This window comes from Mesorhizobium sp. 113-3-3, assembly GCF_016756495.1.
GTDB lineage: Bacteria > Pseudomonadota > Alphaproteobacteria > Rhizobiales > Rhizobiaceae > Mesorhizobium.
The window spans coordinates 3,098,640-3,116,638 of record NZ_AP023243.1; the positions used below are offsets into that span (position 1 = coordinate 3,098,640).

22 protein-coding genes, 1 tRNA gene and 2 pseudogenes are annotated in these 17,999 nt (G+C 63.0%); 7 read left to right on the forward strand and 18 right to left on the reverse strand.

Translation table 11 applies throughout. The annotated features are described in order from the left end of the window. Positions 1–24: 24 nt before the first annotated feature. The 4 genes from JG746_RS15070 to JG746_RS15085 all read right to left on the reverse strand — a co-directional run bounded on the left by JG746_RS15070 (position 25) and on the right by JG746_RS15085 (position 5,411). Positions 25–2,238 (reverse strand): glycosyltransferase, encoded by a 2,214-nt coding sequence (locus JG746_RS15070; protein ID WP_202358842.1) that lies wholly within the window; start codon positions 2,236–2,238, stop codon positions 25–27. Continuing rightward, a complete protein-coding gene (locus JG746_RS15075; protein ID WP_202358843.1) occupies positions 2,235–2,690 on the reverse strand; it encodes a hypothetical protein in 456 nt (151 codons plus the stop codon). The genes JG746_RS15070 and JG746_RS15075 overlap by 4 nt, the downstream gene beginning before the upstream one ends. A gap of 120 nt (positions 2,691–2,810) precedes the next feature. Then, the gene (locus tag JG746_RS15080; protein ID WP_202358844.1) at positions 2,811–3,176 is read right to left on the reverse strand and encodes a hypothetical protein; all 366 of its coding nucleotides are present in this window, start codon (positions 3,174–3,176) and stop codon (positions 2,811–2,813) included. A gap of 84 nt (positions 3,177–3,260) precedes the next feature. Beyond that, positions 3,261–5,411 (reverse strand): caspase family protein, encoded by a 2,151-nt coding sequence (locus JG746_RS15085; RefSeq protein WP_202358845.1) that lies wholly within the window; start codon positions 5,409–5,411, stop codon positions 3,261–3,263. 229 nt (positions 5,412–5,640) lie between these two features. Between JG746_RS15085 and JG746_RS15090 the strand changes: the two genes are divergently transcribed. Further along, positions 5,641–5,871, forward strand: coding sequence for a hypothetical protein (locus JG746_RS15090; RefSeq protein ID WP_202358846.1), 231 nt, complete (start codon positions 5,641–5,643; stop codon positions 5,869–5,871). 220 nt (positions 5,872–6,091) lie between these two features. Here JG746_RS15090 and JG746_RS15095 read toward each other — a convergent pair whose 3' ends face one another. The 3 genes from JG746_RS15095 to JG746_RS15105 all read right to left on the reverse strand — a co-directional run bounded on the left by JG746_RS15095 (position 6,092) and on the right by JG746_RS15105 (position 8,690). Then, positions 6,092–6,850, reverse strand: a complete 759-nt coding sequence (locus JG746_RS15095) for a DUF1236 domain-containing protein (RefSeq protein WP_202358847.1) — start codon at positions 6,848–6,850, stop codon at positions 6,092–6,094. A 338-nt stretch (positions 6,851–7,188) separates the two neighbouring features. After that, positions 7,189–8,193 (reverse strand): aldo/keto reductase, encoded by a 1,005-nt coding sequence (locus JG746_RS15100; RefSeq protein ID WP_202358848.1) that lies wholly within the window; start codon positions 8,191–8,193, stop codon positions 7,189–7,191. Positions 8,194–8,387: 194 nt separating this feature from the next. Further along, positions 8,388–8,690 carry a hypothetical protein gene (locus JG746_RS15105; protein ID WP_202358849.1) on the reverse strand — a complete coding sequence of 101 codons (303 nt, stop codon included), beginning with the start codon at positions 8,688–8,690 and terminating at the stop codon, positions 8,388–8,390. Positions 8,691–8,964: 274 nt separating this feature from the next. On the opposite strand from JG746_RS15105, the gene JG746_RS15110 reads away from it, so the two are divergent. Together JG746_RS15110 and JG746_RS15115 are read left to right on the forward strand one after the other, a co-directional pair. Next, complete coding sequence (locus JG746_RS15110) at positions 8,965–9,204, forward strand: hypothetical protein (protein ID WP_202358850.1); 240 nt, start codon at positions 8,965–8,967, stop codon at positions 9,202–9,204. A 76-nt stretch (positions 9,205–9,280) separates the two neighbouring features. After that, the gene (locus JG746_RS15115) at positions 9,281–10,450 is read left to right on the forward strand and encodes a sensor histidine kinase (RefSeq protein ID WP_202358851.1); all 1,170 of its coding nucleotides are present in this window, start codon (positions 9,281–9,283) and stop codon (positions 10,448–10,450) included. 237 nt (positions 10,451–10,687) lie between these two features. Here JG746_RS15115 and JG746_RS15120 read toward each other — a convergent pair whose 3' ends face one another. The 3 genes from JG746_RS15120 to JG746_RS15130 all read right to left on the reverse strand — a co-directional run bounded on the left by JG746_RS15120 (position 10,688) and on the right by JG746_RS15130 (position 11,984). Further along, positions 10,688–10,894: a hypothetical protein gene (locus JG746_RS15120; protein WP_202358852.1), complete on the reverse strand. Its 207-nt coding sequence runs from the start codon at positions 10,892–10,894 to the stop codon at positions 10,688–10,690. Positions 10,895–11,575: 681 nt separating this feature from the next. Further along, positions 11,576–11,649 (reverse strand) — tRNA-Gln (locus tag JG746_RS15125). A gap of 38 nt (positions 11,650–11,687) precedes the next feature. After that, positions 11,688–11,984, reverse strand: a complete 297-nt coding sequence (locus JG746_RS15130; protein WP_202358853.1) for a hypothetical protein — start codon at positions 11,982–11,984, stop codon at positions 11,688–11,690. A gap of 460 nt (positions 11,985–12,444) precedes the next feature. On the opposite strand from JG746_RS15130, the pseudogene JG746_RS15135 reads away from it, so the two are divergent. Further along, a pseudogene (locus tag JG746_RS15135) lies at positions 12,445–12,660 on the forward strand (MgtC/SapB family protein); the annotation flags it as partial. 58 nt (positions 12,661–12,718) lie between these two features. Here the strand turns inward: JG746_RS15135 and JG746_RS15140 are convergent. After that, a pseudogene (locus tag JG746_RS15140) lies at positions 12,719–13,411 on the reverse strand (alpha/beta fold hydrolase); the annotation flags it as partial. 145 nt (positions 13,412–13,556) lie between these two features. On the opposite strand from JG746_RS15140, the gene JG746_RS15145 reads away from it, so the two are divergent. Together JG746_RS15145 and JG746_RS15150 are read left to right on the forward strand one after the other, a co-directional pair. Continuing rightward, positions 13,557–13,853 (forward strand): hypothetical protein, encoded by a 297-nt coding sequence (locus JG746_RS15145; RefSeq protein ID WP_202358854.1) that lies wholly within the window; start codon positions 13,557–13,559, stop codon positions 13,851–13,853. Positions 13,854–13,943: 90 nt separating this feature from the next. Beyond that, on the forward strand, positions 13,944–14,081 hold the full coding sequence (locus tag JG746_RS15150) for a hypothetical protein (protein ID WP_202358855.1): 138 nt from the start codon (positions 13,944–13,946) through the stop codon (positions 14,079–14,081). A gap of 50 nt (positions 14,082–14,131) precedes the next feature. Here JG746_RS15150 and JG746_RS15155 read toward each other — a convergent pair whose 3' ends face one another. From JG746_RS15155 to JG746_RS15175, 5 genes are all read right to left on the reverse strand, one after another. Further along, positions 14,132–14,377 (reverse strand): DUF982 domain-containing protein, encoded by a 246-nt coding sequence (locus JG746_RS15155; RefSeq protein WP_202358856.1) that lies wholly within the window; start codon positions 14,375–14,377, stop codon positions 14,132–14,134. Between the two features lie 21 nt (positions 14,378–14,398). Continuing rightward, positions 14,399–14,635, reverse strand: a complete 237-nt coding sequence (locus JG746_RS15160; protein WP_199641995.1) for a DUF982 domain-containing protein — start codon at positions 14,633–14,635, stop codon at positions 14,399–14,401. A 119-nt stretch (positions 14,636–14,754) separates the two neighbouring features. Continuing rightward, entirely contained in the window at positions 14,755–15,210 is a 456-nt protein-coding gene (locus JG746_RS15165) for a GFA family protein (RefSeq protein ID WP_202358857.1), read from the reverse strand. 206 nt (positions 15,211–15,416) lie between these two features. Next, complete coding sequence (locus tag JG746_RS15170; protein WP_027052489.1) at positions 15,417–15,596, reverse strand: DUF3606 domain-containing protein; 180 nt, start codon at positions 15,594–15,596, stop codon at positions 15,417–15,419. 585 nt (positions 15,597–16,181) lie between these two features. After that, on the reverse strand, positions 16,182–16,550 hold the full coding sequence (locus JG746_RS15175; protein WP_202358858.1) for a VOC family protein: 369 nt from the start codon (positions 16,548–16,550) through the stop codon (positions 16,182–16,184). Positions 16,551–16,783: 233 nt separating this feature from the next. Here JG746_RS15175 and JG746_RS15180 point away from each other — a divergent pair, with 233 nt between their 5' ends. Next, a complete protein-coding gene (locus JG746_RS15180) occupies positions 16,784–17,209 on the forward strand; it encodes a DoxX family protein (protein WP_202358859.1) in 426 nt (141 codons plus the stop codon). A gap of 5 nt (positions 17,210–17,214) precedes the next feature. On the opposite strand, the gene JG746_RS15185 is transcribed toward JG746_RS15180, so the two are convergent. Further along, positions 17,215–17,520: a hypothetical protein gene (locus JG746_RS15185; protein WP_202358860.1), complete on the reverse strand. Its 306-nt coding sequence runs from the start codon at positions 17,518–17,520 to the stop codon at positions 17,215–17,217. 118 nt (positions 17,521–17,638) lie between these two features. Further along, positions 17,639–17,908, reverse strand: a complete 270-nt coding sequence (locus tag JG746_RS15190) for a hypothetical protein (RefSeq protein WP_202358861.1) — start codon at positions 17,906–17,908, stop codon at positions 17,639–17,641. Positions 17,909–17,999: the final 91 nt, after the last annotated feature.

Below are 17,999 nucleotides of genomic sequence, written 5' to 3' on the forward strand. Positions count from 1 at the left end.
CGGGCACGCCGCGGCGTGCAGCGCTCAGGCATCCCTGGTGATGTCCCAGTCAGTCCGGACAATCCTGGCGTGGTCTTCGATATAGTTCGCGATGACGTCGGCGCCGTTGGTCCAGGGGATCGCCTCGCAGCGCGCCGCCATTCCTTCGCGCTCGGTGGGGTCGAGCAGCTCTTCGATGAAGCGGTCGACATGGGGGAGGTCGTGGTCGCGCCGCATCAGTAGGCCAAAACCGCCAAGCTCCGCCCAGCGGGCGCGGTTGAGCTGCAGGTCCATCTCGCCGCTCTCGTTGGGCACGAACAAGGTCGGCACCGCGCCGAGGATGTTCTCATGGAACGTATTGTAGCCGGGCGCGACGATCGCGGCATCGAACGCGCGGCTGTAGCGGAAGCTCGGGAACAGCTCGACGATCCGATGCCTCGGGCCGACCGGCTCGTCTGAACCGAAATCGGCGCGGATCGGCGAGCGGATATCCAGTACCAGCGTATCGGGACGGTCAAGCAGGGCTTTGAGAACACCGTTGCGGACGCCGCGCATGTCGAAATTGCTGCCAGAGCCGAGTTGCAGGGCCACGACGGTCATGCCATCGGGGATTTCGAGGAAGTTGCGCGCGGCGGCTCTTTCCAGGCGCTCATTTGGCCCCAGCAACAGCACCGGCGGAACCAACAGAACCTTGTCGCGCACTTCAGACGTCGGGCCGTGATCGAATTCATCGGCCAGTTCGCCAGGCTCTATGACGGCGTCGAAAGCCTCCGCCATCCCCAGGAACGGGCGGTGCGCTTCCCGCCACATCGGTCGACGGACCCAGATCGAGAACAGGTTGGGGTCCATGGCCAGGGCCGCGGCGACACCCTCGAAGACAGCCGTGGCGTCATAGGCAAAGACCGCGGGACGCAGATGACTGATCAGGTCGAACAGTTCTTCGGCAAGCACGTCGTTCCAGTCCTCGGGCGCGGCATCGATGCCGCGGTGATGGGTCAGGAAGTGGGCGTGATAACCCTCGTCGGTTGCAATTTTCATGGCGTAGGACATTGTCGCAAAGACGGGCTTCAGCCCTTGCGGCAGTCGCTGGGCGACAGCCATCTGCTGCGCGAGATGCCCCATTCCGATGCCATTGGACGATGCAAACAACACCTGACGTATCGGCAAAGGCTGGATCGTCGCTCGCACGGCCGCCGAATCGCGTGGTTTGGAAATGTTGAACAGCCTCTCGAGGCGTTCCGGGAAGAGCTTCGCCGCGTGGTGCCGGGCAACGAACTCCCTGGCCAAGGCCGATTGCCGTGCGTAGGCGTCTGCGTCGGTGACGAACATGCCGATGACGTGCTCGACATCTCGCGGCGCCGCATAGATTGCCGCGTCGCCGAACAATGGCTGGAAGTGCTCGGGGAGAATCGTGACGAGACCGACCGCGAGCGCTTCGAGGATCGTGCGGCCAAACGCCTCCGACCAGGAATCGCTATGGTAGTAGACATAGAAATCGAGGCCGTGGAGAAACTCGGGAATGCCGGTCCATGCAAAGGGCAGTATTTCCCAGTTGCCCGGCAGCGGACCGTAGAGCTCCTGGAGGAAGGAACCGCCGCCCAGGATCCTGATGCTGTAGCGGGCCGCGTCAGCAGGATAGATGCGCAACGCGTCGGCGGCTTTCCTCGGCCATTTCAACTTATCCGGGCGAGCATGGCGGCCGATGACGACCGGATTGTGCGGCGGGCCGTCCGGCCTGCGAGGCCAGTCGTCGAGATCGATCAGATTGGTCCAGTTTTCGGGCAAGAGTTCCGCGCCCGCGGGCAAACGACGGGGCAAGGCATCCCGAACGACGGCGCTGACAGGGGCGAGCCAAACCTTGATGCCAAACGCCCAATGGCAATTGCTTATGATGCGCGCCAGGTCGTACTGTAGCTTGCCCAGCCGGTCGACCATGGGATGATGGAGAACCATGACCAGGCGTTCGGTCCGGATGCCGGTCCGCCTGGTGAAGCGGTTGGACATTATCGTCGGATGGTGCACCAGGACGAGATCGGCGTCGACCTCGGTGTCCGGGTCGATCCGTTCCGTCGCGCCGCCATCAACCAGTGCCCGCAAGTCGGGATGCATCGGGTAGGGGTGACGCAGCAATGGTCCCTTCACGGCCAGCAAGCCGGTCTTGAAACCCGTGCGGGCCGCCGCCCGGATCTCCACGGCGAGCGCGGTGGAGGTGCCGCCTTCGAAGCGGACATCGGCGACAAAGAGAATGTCCAGCTTCATGATTTGGGTACATCCGGCGTCTTGCGGACGGATGCCGTCGGTGCTGCCGCCAGGAAACTGTCGATGGTCGTGCCGTAAGCCAGGACACGGCGGGGGCGCCATTTGGCCAGAAGGAGCCCCCAGCGCTCCCGCAAATAAGCCTGCCAGGGCATGTCCGCCTCGTGCAGCCGCTGCTCCACCAATGGGGGCAAATACTCGAAAATCACGCCGTGACGGCGGAATATCGTGAAGTCCGGATTGTCGGTCAGGTAGATGAGCCGATCGCTCTTTCGTGGAAGCTTGCGCTTGGTCGTGACGATGATCTCTTCGAGAAAATCAGGATTCACGCCTAGAATCGTAACAATAATAGTCGAAATGTCTTCTTTAGATTTGTACACAAAAATATTTCCCGGGTCTTCAACTCCCGGATTTTGTTTATCCTTTCCAAGGAAGATTTCCTTGAGTTTTCTCATCTGAATGGGGCTCACATGAGGGATGCGGGAATTTACCAATGGCGATTTGTACCTGTCAAACGTTCAGGCCGACGCCAGCGCGCCGTGTGATGAAAGCCCCGCAACGGCGGCAAAATCCGGTTACATGCCTTCGCCAAACTCGCTTGGCGGTTCGCAGTCGGCAAGGCTGGTACATTCGCACGCCTTGCCCTTGACTACAGGGCAGTTGGCGTATTTTCTTGTACGGCGTGACGTTGAAAGTCCTGATGCGATGCCGCGGCTGTTTTGGGCTGAGGCTGGAGCGACGCAAATGGCAAGATTGCTGCTGGCAAGGATGGCTTCGGCCGCCGCCTTGGTTTCGACCTCAGTCATATTGAGCGGATGCTGGACGATCGCGGGAAGGCCCATTTTCTGCGATTTCGGCCTTTCGCTGAAGGACGGAAGATGCGCCAAGGTCACCAAGGTGAGTGCGCCGCGACGCGACAAATCGAAGGCGAAGCGCGGCAATTCTCAATATTGATCCACCGCCTCGTCCGACGCCAGTTGCCGGAGCCGCCTGAGCGGCGGTCTTTGGTTGCTGATGGTCACGCGTTAGGGACCATTCTGCTTGATGTATAGATCAACTTCTCCGTCTATTTCTTTTCGCGTCGCGGGGTCTAATTTCGCGGCTATCTCCGCCTTCGTCTGTTCTCCCTGATCGGCCCGAAGCCTCGCGGCGAGCGAGGCGTCGAAGTAAGCGCGTCGCAGGTCAGGCTTGCCTCCCGTGAATGCACCGTCGCGATACCCCCACGCGAGGCGGACATAGGCGTACTCATTTCCCCGGTTTGCGGAAAGCTCAAGCAGGGTCAGGGCGCGGCGAGGATCGGCAGCCAGCTTGCGGTCGCCCTTCAGATAGAGCTGCGCGACAAAATAGGGCGCATACCTGTTGCCCATGTCGGTTGCGCGCTGCAACAGTTCGAGTCCTCGTGGCACGTCCTTTTTCACGCCTTCGCCCGCCAGATACGCCTGTCCCAGATTCGCCATCGCATCGATCTGGCCGGTATCGGCTGCCGCTGAATACAAGGAGGCCGCCTGGACGTAGTCCTGCTTGACGCCAGTGCCGAGGCGGTACGCGTCGCCGAGCGCGGTGATCGCATTCGCCCAGCCACTTGATGCAGCCAGGCGATACCAAAGAACGCCTTCCTCCGGCAGCTTTGGCACGCCCTGACCGGCAATATAGGCGGAGCCGATGTCGGTCCTGGCTCGGAGATTGCCAAGGGCGGCGGCCCGAACGTAAAAATCGAACGCACGGCCGTAGTCGATCTCGCGCCCCATGCCGACACGTGCCATGTAACCCATGTTGATGAGCGCGGCGCTGTACTGCTGCTTGCCGGCCAGTTCGTAGAAATGCTCCGCCCAGCTATAGCGCCTGGCGATTTCCAGAACACGGCCGAACTGGAACTGCAGGCGCGGGTTGTCGGCGTCGGCCGCTAGCGCAAAAGCGCAAGCGCGCAACGCGTCCCGAACGTTGACGAGCCCGTTGGTGACGCCAGGCACGGCGCGCTGTGGATCGTTGGGATCGGCAGCGTAGAGATCGCAATCGGTGACCATCGTGCGCATGCCGCGCTGCGTGTCGGGCAGGTTGCTCGGCCAAATACGAAAGGTCTCGCTGACGGCGCGCTCGCCGGCCTGCTGGAACACGAACTCCTCGCTCCGCGCCTTGTCACCCACCTCGACCGGCGCCGCGGCCGCGATCGAGGTAGAGACCAGATTGCCGTTGACATAGAGCCCGCGCTTGGTCAGCGCAGCCACCTTGAAGCGGCTCTTCTCCGTCGCCTCGGCCGCGTAGCGGCTGTTCGGAAAGACCCTTACAAAGCGCTCGAAGTCCTCCGGATTCTGGCTGTCGCTGATGAAGGACCACAACACCTCATCGATGGTCAGACCGCCATTGGCTTCGGCAGCGTGCTCGTCTTGCGCAACCTGCTTGCCGGCGTCACCCTGCCGGAAGACGAATTTCGTTTCGATCGAGCCGGTGATCCAGGGAATTTGCGAGCCGCCGGTCGCCTGGCGAACGTCGCCTCGCACCGTGCGGAACGTATCGTAGACATCGAGATTGGGCATGACCAGGGCGTTGGCGAGTGCCGACGAATAGGGGCTGTTGATGCCCGTCCCGTCATAGGCGACCTCACCGGCACCGGTGGCAAAGGCGACCAGCACCTGGCCGCTGCCGGCCTCGGTGTAGGCCAGGCCCTGCTGCAGCCCCTTCTCCTTGGCCGCCGGATTGTTGCGGCAGGCATCGAGGATGAAGATTTTCACGCCGACCGGATCGTTCTTCACGATGTCGATCAGATCGTTGAGTTTCATGGCGTCGGCCGCGACCTCCTTGGCTGACGAGATCCGCGTATCGACAGGGAGCAGGAGGTTCTGGCCATTATACTGCAAGGCATGGCCGGCGTAATAGAAGACCGCCATGTCGGCGCCGACGAGATGCGCGCGTATCGCGTCGTTCAGGTCTTTCTCCGCCGATTTCTTGACATCGTAAAAGAGCAGGACGTCGAATTTGAGCTCGGTCAAGGTATTGGCGATGAGCTTGGCGTCGTTGCGGGGATTGGTCAGCGGGGCAAACGGATATTCGCTGTTGCCGACGACAATGGCCGCGCGCCGCTCTGCGTGAGCCTGGGCGAGCCAAAGCACGCTGAACATGGCCACGAACGCGAGCAGGAAGCCTTGCCTCGAATAACTGGAAAGGCTCTTTTGCAACATGCTCTCACCGCCATTTTCCAGAGGGAAGCATCCAGCCATCATAACCCAAACAACGGGAAAATTCCACGCCCGCAGGCTCCGCGCATCCTCGGCGTCGCACGTGTCGGCCGTGGGTGCTCTAGGAAGGCGCCGGCCGCAGCGGCGATGGGGTAACTCAAGTGCGCCGGAACACAATGTTCAGCCAATGCGTTTCATGTTCCGCAAGGGACGATTTTGTTGGAGGCTGAACATGCGCAGCTTCGAAATGGTCGATCTGCTTTACGTGGTCGAGGCCTGCAAGCGCGATCGAGTGGTCGGGAATTTCATCTCGATGGCTGAGGGCGTGGAAGAGTTGCGGGTGCTGACCGGCGATTTCGTGTCACCGGACGATGTGGTGGCAAACGCCCTTTCCACGGTAGCGCTGGCACGAGGCTGCCCGGTCTTGTTCGACGAACAGGCAGGCGCTGAGATCCAGCTTTGACGCCCTGACTGCCAAATCCCAGGCCTTGTCCACCACATGCCGGCCTCCGCAAAGACGGCGAAAGACGCAGGGTTCCCGTCAGCCGGGATTTCGATGGCTGTGCGCTGCTTCCACGACGCGGAAAGCCATCCCGCGTTCGCCCACGATTGATCAAACGGCAGATCTCAGGGAAACGCCCGCCACCTGGATGTGGCGGGCGTTTCAGAGCATCGTCCCAAAGTCAGGTCAGGATAAGGACGATCTTGAACGTATCCGGATCGACGATGATGATCCGACCGTCGGCCAATACGAAATACTCGTAGCTTTCGTAGGCTGGCACGATCTTGACGATACGCGCGGGCAGACGATGCAACCGGATCTTGTGCCTGGGAACCTCGATGCCGACCGAAATGTCGAAATCGACATTCGACACCGGCTCGACCTTGGTCTCCTTGATGACCTGGGTGATCTGGGTTTTCTGCTCCACCGTCACATTGCTGATGGAAGCAGTCGCCCCCTGGTCCGTCTGTGTCGAGGTCTTGCCCTGAGCCTGCTCATCGGTCTGGGTCTTGGGTTTCCCTTGAGCCTGCTGGTCGGTCTGGGCGTTGGCTTTGCCTTGGGCCTGCTGATTAGTCGTCGCATTTGCCTTGCCCTGGGCCTGTTGGTCGGTCTCGACCTTGGCCTTGCCCTGGGCCTGCTGATCCGTCTGGACCTTGGCCTTGCCCTGAGCCTGTTGGTCGGTCTCGACCTTGGCCTTGCCCTGTGCTTGCTGGTCCGTCTGGACCTTGGCTTTGCCTTGAGCCTGCTCGTCGGTCTTGAGCTTGGGCTTGCCTTGGACCTGCTCGCCCATCTTCATCTTCGAGCCTTTTTGGCAGTTGGCCGCGCCGGCGGCGCAATTGGTGTCACCGCCCGACTGAGTTTCGGCCGGCTGTGTCTGAGCGATTGCGGCACCGCATCCGATGCCGAGCGCAAGCATGCTGGTGATCAGAATTTGCTTCATCGGAAATCTCCTCGAAAGCATCAGTCCCTTCGCGGGGTAAACCCCAACGAAAAAACTTCGTTCCAGGCGAATTGGCGAAAGCGACAGGCAGAAAATCTCCGGGATCAGACGGGGCAATCACGTTGGGATGCTCTCGACGAGTTCGCGGAACTGCTGACCGAGCGACCGAACATGGACGGCTGGCAATCGTCAGCGGTCAGGGTAAGCGTCTTGTCGGAGTGCTCGATGGCGGCAGGTTCGGGCCCCGCCGATCCGTCGCTGCATATGGTCGTCGCGTGGCATCTTCTCGACCGCGAGCGAAGGGCGGTCCTTGTTTGCACGCGTTACCGGTCGCGGTCCTACCGATCGACCATCGCCATGCCGCGCTCACCATAGCGCGGGCCGGCGATTTTTCCTGGCGCCAGCGCCTCGTCCAGCGCGGCCATTTCGGCGGCGTCGAGCTGCAGCGAGGCGGCGGCGATGTTCTCCTCGAGATATTTCCTGCGCTTGGTGCCGGGGATCGGCACGATATCGATGCCGAAGCCAATGCCCTTGCCGAGCAGCCAGGCCAGCGCGATCTGGCCTGGCTTGACGCCCCGGACCGCCGCGATGTCGCGCACCCTGCTCGCTGCCTCGACATTGGCGTCGTAGTTTTCGCCCCGGTAGCGCGGGTCGTTGCGGCGGTAGTCGCCTTCCGGATAATCCTCGGCGCGCTTGACGTTGCCGGTGAGGAAGCCGCGGCCGAGCGGCGAGAAGGGCACCAGGCCGATGCCGAGTTCCCTGAGCAGCGGGATGATCTGCGGCTCCAGATTGCGCTCCCACAACGAGTATTCACTCTGCAGCGCCGAGACGGGAAAGACGGCATGCGCCCGGCGGATGTTCGCGATACCGGCCTCAGACAGGCCGAAAAAGCGCACCTTGCCCTCGGCCACAAGTCTGCCGACCGCGCCGGCGACATCCTCCATCGGAACGTTAGGGTCGACACGATGCTGGTAGAGCAGGTCGATATGATCGGTGGCAAGCCGGCCGAGCGAGGCTTCCACGACTTCACGGATATGCTCGGGGCGGCTGTCGACGCCGCTGAGCTGCTTGCCGTTTTCGATGCGGAAGCCGAATTTGGTTGCGATCGTCACCTGGTCGCGTTTGCCCTTCAGCGCCCGGCCAAGCAATGCTTCGTTGGTGTGCGGGCCATAGACCTCGGCGGTATCCAGGAAGGTGCAGCCCAGTTCGATGGCGCGATGCAGCGTGGCGATGGACTCGGCTTCGTCGGCCGGGCCGTAGGACTGGCTCATGCCCATGCAGCCGAGGCCGATTGCCGAGACTTTCAGTCCCTGGCTACCGAGTTTTCGTGTGGCGAGGGTCATGGCCGCGGTTCTCCGGTTTGGATGCTGCCGCACAATATAGAGCGCGCGCTCCATTCCCCAAGGTATTCGACGCCGGCTCAATCGACTTGTGATCAAGACGTGAGGCGCCAAACCGGGCCAGGCCTGGGAAGCCTTACGGCGTTCATTCACATAGTGAAGCGGCGGCTGAGAGGTGGGCGCCCATCAGGTCGACATTATTGGATCGGCACCGACTGGAAAAAACCGGGTGATCCGATTGCGGCTTCGTCGCCATCGAGGTCGTTTCCAAACAAAGCCAACCCATTGCCCAAGGCGTCGAATTCGATTGCCGCGCCCAGCAGTTGGGCAGCCTGCAGCACCAAATACTCAATGTCCTCGAGAGCGACATTCTCGGCCAGATTCCTGACCCTTATCTGTTCGGCCGTCACCGAGATGTTGACAATGCCCGCCGTCTTGAATGCCTTCTCGACCGCTGAATTGACGTCGTCGTGCAGGCGCGTGGAGTATTCGTACCGCATTGAAACCTCCCATAGGGGAACGGTCTTCTGTTCGGGCTGAAGCATGCGCCCGGAGCGACGGACTGGCAAGCGAAATATTAAAAATATCCAAATAAAATCAGCTAGTTAGGATAGTTACAGGAATGTGCGTCAAGCGTTCGATGAGCATCATGAGTTGGATGTGGGGAGGGCTCACTGGCCGGTCTTGACGCGTAATGGGGGTTACCATAATTATAAGCTGAATGAGCTAGATACTAACTCACCGTGTTTTTAGTCCTGAGCGAGGAGTGCGGACATGGCTGAACTGGAACGCCCTGAACGCCTGCAGATCATGCTCACCACGGATGAATTGGCGGCGCTGGAAAACTGGCGCTTCGAAAAGCGCATGCCAAGCCGCTCGGCGGCGGTCCGCGAGCTGCTGCGGCGCGGCCTGGCCTCGGACGGATTCCTGATGGCCGAGCAGGGCGTCAAGTCGCAGGAGTTCGGCGTGCTGCCCGACGGCGACGGCAAGACCAGCGATCGGCCTTCGGAGTGAAGCTGGCTTCGTTCGCGGCGCGCCCATGCGAATTGCGGGCAGGGGAGATTGCCTTGCTCCGCTTGCGCGCTACCTCATGACAATGAGTGAAATCGTGGCGGCGACGGCGGACATCGCAACGGACAACCAAAAACAGGACGCGACCGCCGATGCACGCCTCGCGGCCATCGTCGATTCCTCTTTCGATGCCATCATCAGCAAGGATCTGACCAGCATCATCACCAGCTGGAACCTGGCAGCCGAACGCATGTTCGGCTACAGCGCCGAGGAAGCCGTCGGCCAGTCGATCCTCATGCTCATTCCCGATCACCTCAAGGGCGAGGAGACCGAGATCATCAGCAGGGTCCGCGGCGGCCACCGCGTGGCGAGTTACGAGACGACGCGAAGGCGCAAGGACGGCGCGCTCATCTCCGTCTCGCTGACGGTTTCACCGATCAAGAACGCCAATGGCGAGATCGTCGGCGCCTCCAAGATCGCCCGCGACATTTCCGCCGCAAAGGAGAGCGAGCGCCGCATCAGGCTTTTGATGCGGGAGGTCAACCATCGCGTCAAGAACCAGTTCGCGGTCATCCTGTCGATGGTCAGGGAGACGAGCAAGCGCTCGAGCGACCCGCAGGAGTTCGAGGAACTGATCCGCGCCCGCATCATGGCGCTGTCGCGTTCGCATGATCTGCTCGTCACCTCGGAGTGGGCCGGCGCCAGCCTGTTCGACCTGATCCAGGAACATCTGAAGCCTTTCGGCCGCGAGGAGCAGATCCTGCTTTCCGGCCCGGTCCTGACGCTGCAGTCAAATGCGGTGCAGAATCTCGGCATGGCTTTCCACGAACTCGGCACGAATTCCTCCAAATACGGTGCGCTGGGCAGCGACGACGGCCAGGTCGAGATCACCTGGACAATCGGCTCAAGTGCCCAGGGCTCCGGCACCCAGGACTTGGGCGCCAAGGACTTGAGCGCCAAGGACTCGGCCACCAGGAGTGCCGGTGCATCGGGCGGACGCGAATTCCAGCTGTTCTGGACCGAGACATCCACGCCCCGCCCCGGCGACAATCGCGAGGAGAGCGCGCGCAAGGGGTTCGGCACCGTCGTGCTGCAGCGGGTGGCGCCGCAGTCGCTGGGTGGTTCGGCCCAACTGGAGCGCTCGCCCGGCCGTCTCAGCTGGCGCCTCAGTGCGCCGCTGGCATCGATCATCGTGCCGCAAGCCGGCATTGATGCCGACGACGGCGCAGCGCTGGGCTTCGGCATCTGAACGCCCCGGGAAGATTGGTGTCCTCCGCAGCCGTATCGGGAGGCACGTCTCCTGGCGGCAGGCGACGCAGGGCGGACTGATGTTTCAGGCTCCGGGCGTCGCGCCTGTGTCGTCAACAATTCGATAGCTTGCTGTGTGTTGGACACGTTGTAGGGGGCGCCGGCCACACCGACCGAAACCACCACCGGCCTGGAACCCATGCGGCCATCCCGCTGAAGCAAATCGTCGGAATTCGCGTCAGAGGATATTGGTTGTGACCTCGACGATGATCGCGGCGCCATCCAATGTGCCGTCGGGGACATGCACGACGCGCGATACTCTCAGGTCCTGCTGACTTCCGTCGACCGACAGCGAAACGCTTTCTCCAATGCGCGGAACGGCCTGGAAAATGGCGTCGGTGGCGTCCGGCCGGTTGTCGATGGATATGCGGCAGTTTACGGTCACGGATCTCTCCTGTCTCTGGCAGACCCCGGACGTCAACGCCGTGGCGATAAAATGGTTTCAGTAGAACCGGCCCGGGGCTGTCGACAATTGATTCCACGGGCAATCGGCAACCGATGTACCGGTTTGATGGAACATTAGTTCTTTCTAATAGTTTCTGTAGTCGGCAGGGTGGGGGCATCCCCTGCTGAAGATCGGTTCTCCGATCGGCCCGCGCGCCTCTGGCCGAGAGCGCGGGCTTCTTCGAGCCGACAGAACGGGGCGGCGGCCCGGCACACCTGGTTGGGATGATAATGTGCCGGGCCTAACCGGCGTGGGGCGGCTGCCGGCTGGCTATATATGCGGCAGGGCTAATATATAGAAAGCATTCGAATGAAGGAGGTGTATATCGCGATTGGCTAAAGTAGCGGAACGTCCAATGGACGATACCGGAACCAAAGCGGTTACGTCAGACCTTTGCGCGAGGTGGTTGGGACCTTGGTCCCCATGGGAAAAGCCCGCCACAGGAGCGACCTGCAGCGGGCTTTTGGAGTGGCTACATCCCAAAGGAATCGACCGCTTGTGGTTATACTGTGAACCGCGTGGCGGCTTTAGCCTATGGTGTGATCACGGAAGGCACGCGCGGGGCAGGCGTCACCGAAGCGTTCGGCGGACGTTCGATAAAGCCAACGATCTGATTGTGGCTGGTTCCCGCTCATGGGCTCGAACCACGATTCACGCCTTCAAAGGGCGCTGTCCTACCATTAGACGAAGCGGGAGAAGCCTCGGATGCTTATGCCGTCAGTCCGGCGAAGCGTCAATTCGAGAAGTTGTCGACCGGCTCTTGGCAGCGATAGACCGGGCAGTGCCCGTCGCGCGCCGGGATGTAGGCCGACATCGGCACTTCCGGCCAGTCGCATTCATTGCCGAACTGCCTGACATAGCGGTCATAGGTGTCCGGTCCCGTGGTCAACACCACGGCACGGCGGCTCTGGATCATGGCCCGTATCTCGGTGCAGCTCATGCCGCGGCTGTCGGGTCGGGCTTCAGCGGCAGCAGTTGCCGCGAGCACGGCGCCCAAGGTGATCAACAGGACAGGAAGGCGAGCGGACATGGCGGCTTCTCTTTGGTTCGGGTGCAGCATGCATAGTCCCATAAAACCCATGATGTGTCCGCCGGTTCCGCGACGGGCCGCGCATTGCGGGTGCCAAGACGCTGCGCGGGGCCGCCGGCGCAACCAAATCAGCCGTCGCGCATTGCTGGGCATGGACAGCAGGCAGCCCAACGAAACGCCGCAATGGTGGCCCGGAAACGAGGGCCGCGAAGCCATGTGCTGTTCCTTCTGCGGCGGCCGCGACCACCGCTATGAGGAGTGCCCGCAAAGGGCCGATCCGCCTGCTGCTCCATCCAAGGACGATACGGAGAAACCTCGCTGACCGGGCCCGTTTGGCGGAGCGGGATAGCCCCGCCACCGTTTGACCGCTTCGCAGGTCATAGGCAACGACGTCGACCGCCAGGCCAGGGAACCGCCGTCCGTCGGCCACGTTGTCGCCGGCAGGCCTTCGGAGAAAATCATGGAACAACTCGTCGAGGAATTTGGCCATCCGACCTATACCTCGTTTCCGGTCATCGCGGCGCGGCTGCTGCTGGCGGCGCTTTACGGCGCGGTGATCGGCTTCGAGCGCGAATGGCGCAATCGTCCCGCCGGGCTGCGAACGCATATACTGGTCTGCGTGGCCGCCGCCACCTTCGGTATCCTGACCATCGAGATTGTCCATGCGCCGATGTTCGCGCAGGGTGCCGTCAAGGTCGATCCGATCCGCGTGGTCGAGGCGGTGACCGCCGGCGTCGCCGGCCGGCGGCCCAGTCGGCATGGTCGTGCTCGCGGTCGAGCGTCGCCGCCGCGCGGTATTCCTCGCAGATGGCGTGGATGTGGGCGGGATCGCGCAAAGCATCGACATAGGCCTGGCGTACGTCGGGCGGAAACGCCGAGGGCGACGACCCCCAGCCTTGGAGCGCATTGTCGACGACCGCCTCGGCGGATCCCCGCAGCATCAACTCCGGCAAGGGCTCGGGCTGGGCCAGCAGCGACCAGGGCCAGTAGCCCTGAGCCAGTCTGGCGTCGGCCCGATCCCACGCGTCGGCCGTCGCGACGATGTCCAGCACCGCAAGCTTTTCAACGCGGTCGGGATGATCGAGCGCCATGCGGTACGCAACCCTGCCACCGCGATCATGGCCGGCGACCATGAATCTGCCGAAGCCGAGTTTGGACATCAGGGCCGTCATGTCGGCGGCCATGGCCCGTTTGGCATAAGGGGCGTGAGCGCTGTCCGACGGCGGGCACGAGCTGGCACCGTAGCCGCGCAGGTCGGCGCAAATGACGGTAAACCGCCCGGCCAATTGAGGCGCCACGTCGCGCCACATCAGATGGGTCTGCGGAAAACCATGCAGGAGCAGCAGCGCCGGCCCGTTGCCCGCACGGCGGGTGAACAGGACGGCCTCGCCGGTATCGATCTCGATCGTCTGAAAGTCGCGGAACATGCTGGCGCCTCCTTGCCGGCAACGGCCGGAGGCCGGATTTGGTTGCCGGAGCGCCCATCTTTGTTGGCCAACCTTTCGGGCAGTCGGGCGTTGTCCCTGCGAGGAAGGCCGCCGCGGGCGGCCGTCAAAAGCAAAGGAAGCTCGGATGAAACCTCTGGCCATCGCTTCGCTGATGCTGGCCCTGGCCGTGCCGGCGGCGGCACAGACGGGTCAACAACAGGGCACCAACCCGGCCCCGCAGGTCGACAAATGTCGGGTCCAGCCCGATCAGGGCAAGCAGCAGCCGGATAGCGGTAACCTGACTGAAAAGCTCAATGATTGCGGCGGAGTGCTGAAGCCGCCAGCCACCGGTGACCAGGGCATGGCAGCGCCGGCGCCCGACGAAGGCAAGACGCCGGTGATCAAGCCGGGTGAAGTGCCGCCTCAACCGCCCGCTCAGTAGAAGGACTGGTCGGCGGCATTGTTCCGGAAGACGGAACCTCGTATCCCGGGAAACGTTTCTTTCAAGAATTCAATTTGAAAGGGCGAGGCCTTGAGAGATATTGCCAGCACGGCCACATTTATTGCCTCTATCGCCATCGTGGTCGTCTTGATGCTGATGGCGCCGAAGAGTTTTGGGTTCGAGACCTCTCACCCGATCGTGGATGGCGATCTGCCAACGCAAAAATAGGGGCAAAAGCAGGCGAAGGGGCATCTCCTGCTTTTTTGTTGTGTGAAATCCTAGCGAACCAGCACGCCGGCATGGTCGCACAGCGCCGTAAAGGCTTCCTGCGCCTGTGCCGTGGCGTCCTTGTCTTCCAGCGCCGCCTCGATCTTTTCGCGCGCGGCCTGGTAGAAGGGACCGCGGCTGGCATGCGGCCAGTCGATCAGGATTTCACTGGCGTCCTGGAGGGTCGCCACCTCACGGATCGTGTCCGAGCCATGCGGCTTGATCCGCACCGGTGTCGAAAGCATCACATCGGTCATTTTTCCCGCCTCTGGTTTCCGCTATTGGAGGATGCGGGCTTCGCGTGCGGCGTCGATCATCGCCCGCATCGCCTTTTCCGGCGGCGTCCAGCCGTCCAGCGCGTCGCGGCAGCAGCGCAGCGCCGCCTGGTATCGCCGGCCTCGGCCGGCCGGCCAGTCGCCCAGGCATTCCAGGCCCTCCCAGGCACTGCGCACCACGCGTTCGCGCTCGGGCGCGAATTTCAGACGGATCGGTCGGGGAAACATCTTGTCGTTCAACTAAACTCTCCGTGGCAGGTCGCCCGACAGTGACCGTGGCTTTTGGAACGACGGCACTCATGAGGGGCGCCGGATAACGCCGCCGACAAGGGAGGGTTCCAGGCCCGAAAGATCAATTTTCAATCGTGCATGACGGCGTCCGACAGAGGTCGCGGCGCCGGCGGAGCGGCGCCTTCCGGCGTAGGCACGTCGAGCGGCCGGTCGTGGTCGAACTGTTCGGCGCCGGGCAAGGCATGCAGCCAGGTCTCACGGCGGCTGATCCACAATTCGTATTGCGGCTCCAGGTCGGTCGGCGCGACGTCGAGGCTGCCGAGCATCACCTCGACTTCATCGTCGCCGACCCAGGCGACGCGGCCGCCGCAGGTCGGGCAGAAGCTGCGCGTGCCGTAAGAGGCGACTTCGCCGGATGTCTCGAAGGCGTCGCGTGGCCAGATGGCGAAGGCCGAATAGGCCGAGCCGCTGGCCTTGCGGCAGTCCTTGCAGTGACAAAGGCCGACGCGTATCGGCTGGCCGGTGACGACGAAATGCACGCCGCCGCACAGGCAACTGCCGGTTCTGCGTGTGGTGTCGGACATGATCGCGGCCCTCCCTCGGTCTGGCTTTCGTCAGTCTGGCACGCTACGGGCCGGGCGGGACAGATGCTCGTCCGCCATTTTGTTTGGCCGGGACAGGACATCCGGTTCATCGTACCGCGCGCCGGGGTTGGGCTACCAACCCGGGCGATGCGGCCCGCAGCATCCTTCAACGCAAGGCCGGCAAACTGGTTGCGGCTCGCCGCCGCCTATCCGCGCGCGGCCATATGGTTGTCGAGCTTCTTGCGCGAGGGGCCGTAGCGCTTGATGATGGTCTGGGCTTCGCTCTGCGGGATGCCGTATTTGCGCGCGAAGGCGGCGACCTCGTAGGTCTCCTCGCTTGAAACCAGCTTGCGGTCCTGTTTGATCTTCGATTTGTCGTCGGGCATGTCGGGCCTCGTTTCCTGTCAGGCGCATGATCACGCGGGACATCCGTATATAGGATGCCGTGGTCAGACATAACAGCGATCGGGGCTGCCGGTTCCATGGCGGACAGAAGCCCGACGCGGATCGCAGCCCGTCAGGCCGATGCGGAGGCGGGACCCGCGCCATGGGGTTCGGACTCGGCGCATTCGGCGCAAGGCGCGCTGGCGCCGGGACAGCCGCGCTGGTGCGTGCCGGCGGGACAGCAAAGGCCGTTGGAGCTTGTCCAGCGCGGGCATTGGAAAACCTGCCCGGTGCCGCCACAGCCGTTACACTCAAGGACCGGTGACCGGACCAGATAGGACTTCGTCCTGAACCTGACGCTCGCGCCCACGACTCAACCCACCCCCAATAGATCACCGGACATGCCGGTGTATTAGCCCCACCTTACGATACCACGTTGCGGGTTACGGACAAGTTTCGGGGTCGTTAATTGTTGGTGAATGCCGGCGCCAGGCCGGGCGCCTCGGCCTCAAGCCGGCTTCAGATGCCTGGCGAAGGCCGGGGCCGGCAATCCTGCCGCCATGATCCCGAACGGATTTCGGGAGGGATCATGCCTTTGGTTCAAAAAGCTCGACCAGATTGCCGGACGGGTCTTCGCAAAGGATCTGGCGGCCGCCGGGGCCGTCGACGATGTCGTTGCGGAACGGCACGCCGGCCTCGCGTAGCCGGGCGGCGAGCGCCGGCAGGTCCTGCACCTCGAGGACGATGCGGTTCCAGCCGCCCGGCTGCGGCGTGCGGCCATCCGGCATCGGTCTCGCCGCCGACGCCATCGGGCCGGCGAGCCAGAACGTCAGGTCGTCGCGCCCCAGGATGGCCATCGCCGGGCCGAACTGCTGCCGCAGGGCGAAACCCAGATGCCTGGTGTAAAATTCTGTCGCCAACGCGACATCGCTGACGAGATACCGGACCGTCGCCATAGGCTGGCTCTCCTCTGATCAAGCACCCCTTGTGAGGGTAGCTTCCGGGGCAGGTCGCGGCAAGCCTGGGGCCCCGGGACGACGCCCTGTCGGCGGGCGCCGGAGCGCTGCCGGCGTCCCTCGCGGCGGCGCTTGCGGCGGCGCTTGCGGGACAAAAATTTCAGGCCGGTGTCGGAACCGCGCGGCATCGCCCGTCCTTGGGTCGAAATCCATCGCAACCCTGGAGAGACAGCATGCCGGACATCATTCAATCGCCGTGGCAGACCGCGGCCCTTCTCATTGCCCGCCTGATCTTCGCCGCCGTCTTCCTGATGGCGGTGACGTTCAAGTTCATGGGCATGGGCGCCACCGCCGGCTTCATCGCCGCCGCCGGCTTTCCCTTCCCGCTCTTCCTCGCCTGGTGCGCGGCGATCCTGGAGGTGGCGCTGGTGCTGTGTTTCCTGAGCGGCGCCTTCTTCACCCAGGCGGCTCTCGTCGCGGCCGGCTATGTGCTGTTCCTGGGCTTTGCCTTCCACGGCCCCAGCCACTGGGCCAGCAACCAGGCCGAGTTCGGCTTCTTCGTCGACCATTTTTCCTTCATGGCCGGACTGCTGTTCGCCGCCGTGCACGGGCCGGGCAGGGTGCTGGCGCTGAATTTGGGCTGGCCGGGCAGGGCGTGAGAACCTCACATCTGATCGTTGTAAGGCTCCTTCATCTGGCCGACCATGCGGGCCAGTTTCGAGAAGGACGGCATGTCGGCCTCGGGCTGGCACTGGTTGGCAAGCTCAAGCAGCCGGATCGGGAAGTTGACGGCGTCGCGGCTCGACGCCGACATGCCGTTGGACCGCTCCTCGCCGGTTTCGCCGGCTTCGGCCTTGCGCAGCGCAATGTCGATCTCCTCCGATGTCAGCACCCCCTTGCGAACCAGCACGTGGTTGATCGATGCGACGGCCATCAGCAGGCCTTCGAGTTGCAGATTGGCGACGTTCATGATGGTTGTTCCCTCCATTGACCAAGGGTGAAACGCGCCAGCGGCGTTTCCGATCCGAAGCCGCGTGCGGCGGTTTCGGCCGGGGATGCCGGGCAAGGCGCCGGCTCGTGCCGCCGGCCTATTCCTGGGTCAGCCGCTCGCCATATTCGCGCCACACCGCCTTGACCTCCAGGCTGCCGAGGCGCGGGATCGACGGATCGCCGCAGGTGACGGTGACGGCGTCGATGTCATAGTTGGGGTAGGCGTTGGCGACGAAGCGGATCGCGTCGCCGAGCGAGTTCACGCGGATAATCGGATCAGCCTGGCCCTGACCGGTGCTGCGCACACCGGACACCGTGGCTGGAGCATGCCGCATCCTGAATACGGATGCCATGGCTGGCCTGTCCATCGTCCTCTCCTACAAGGCCGTACGACGCGAATCATTCCATGAGCTTCAACTGATGGTCCCACAGCTGCCGGCTGATGAAAAGCCGGCTACG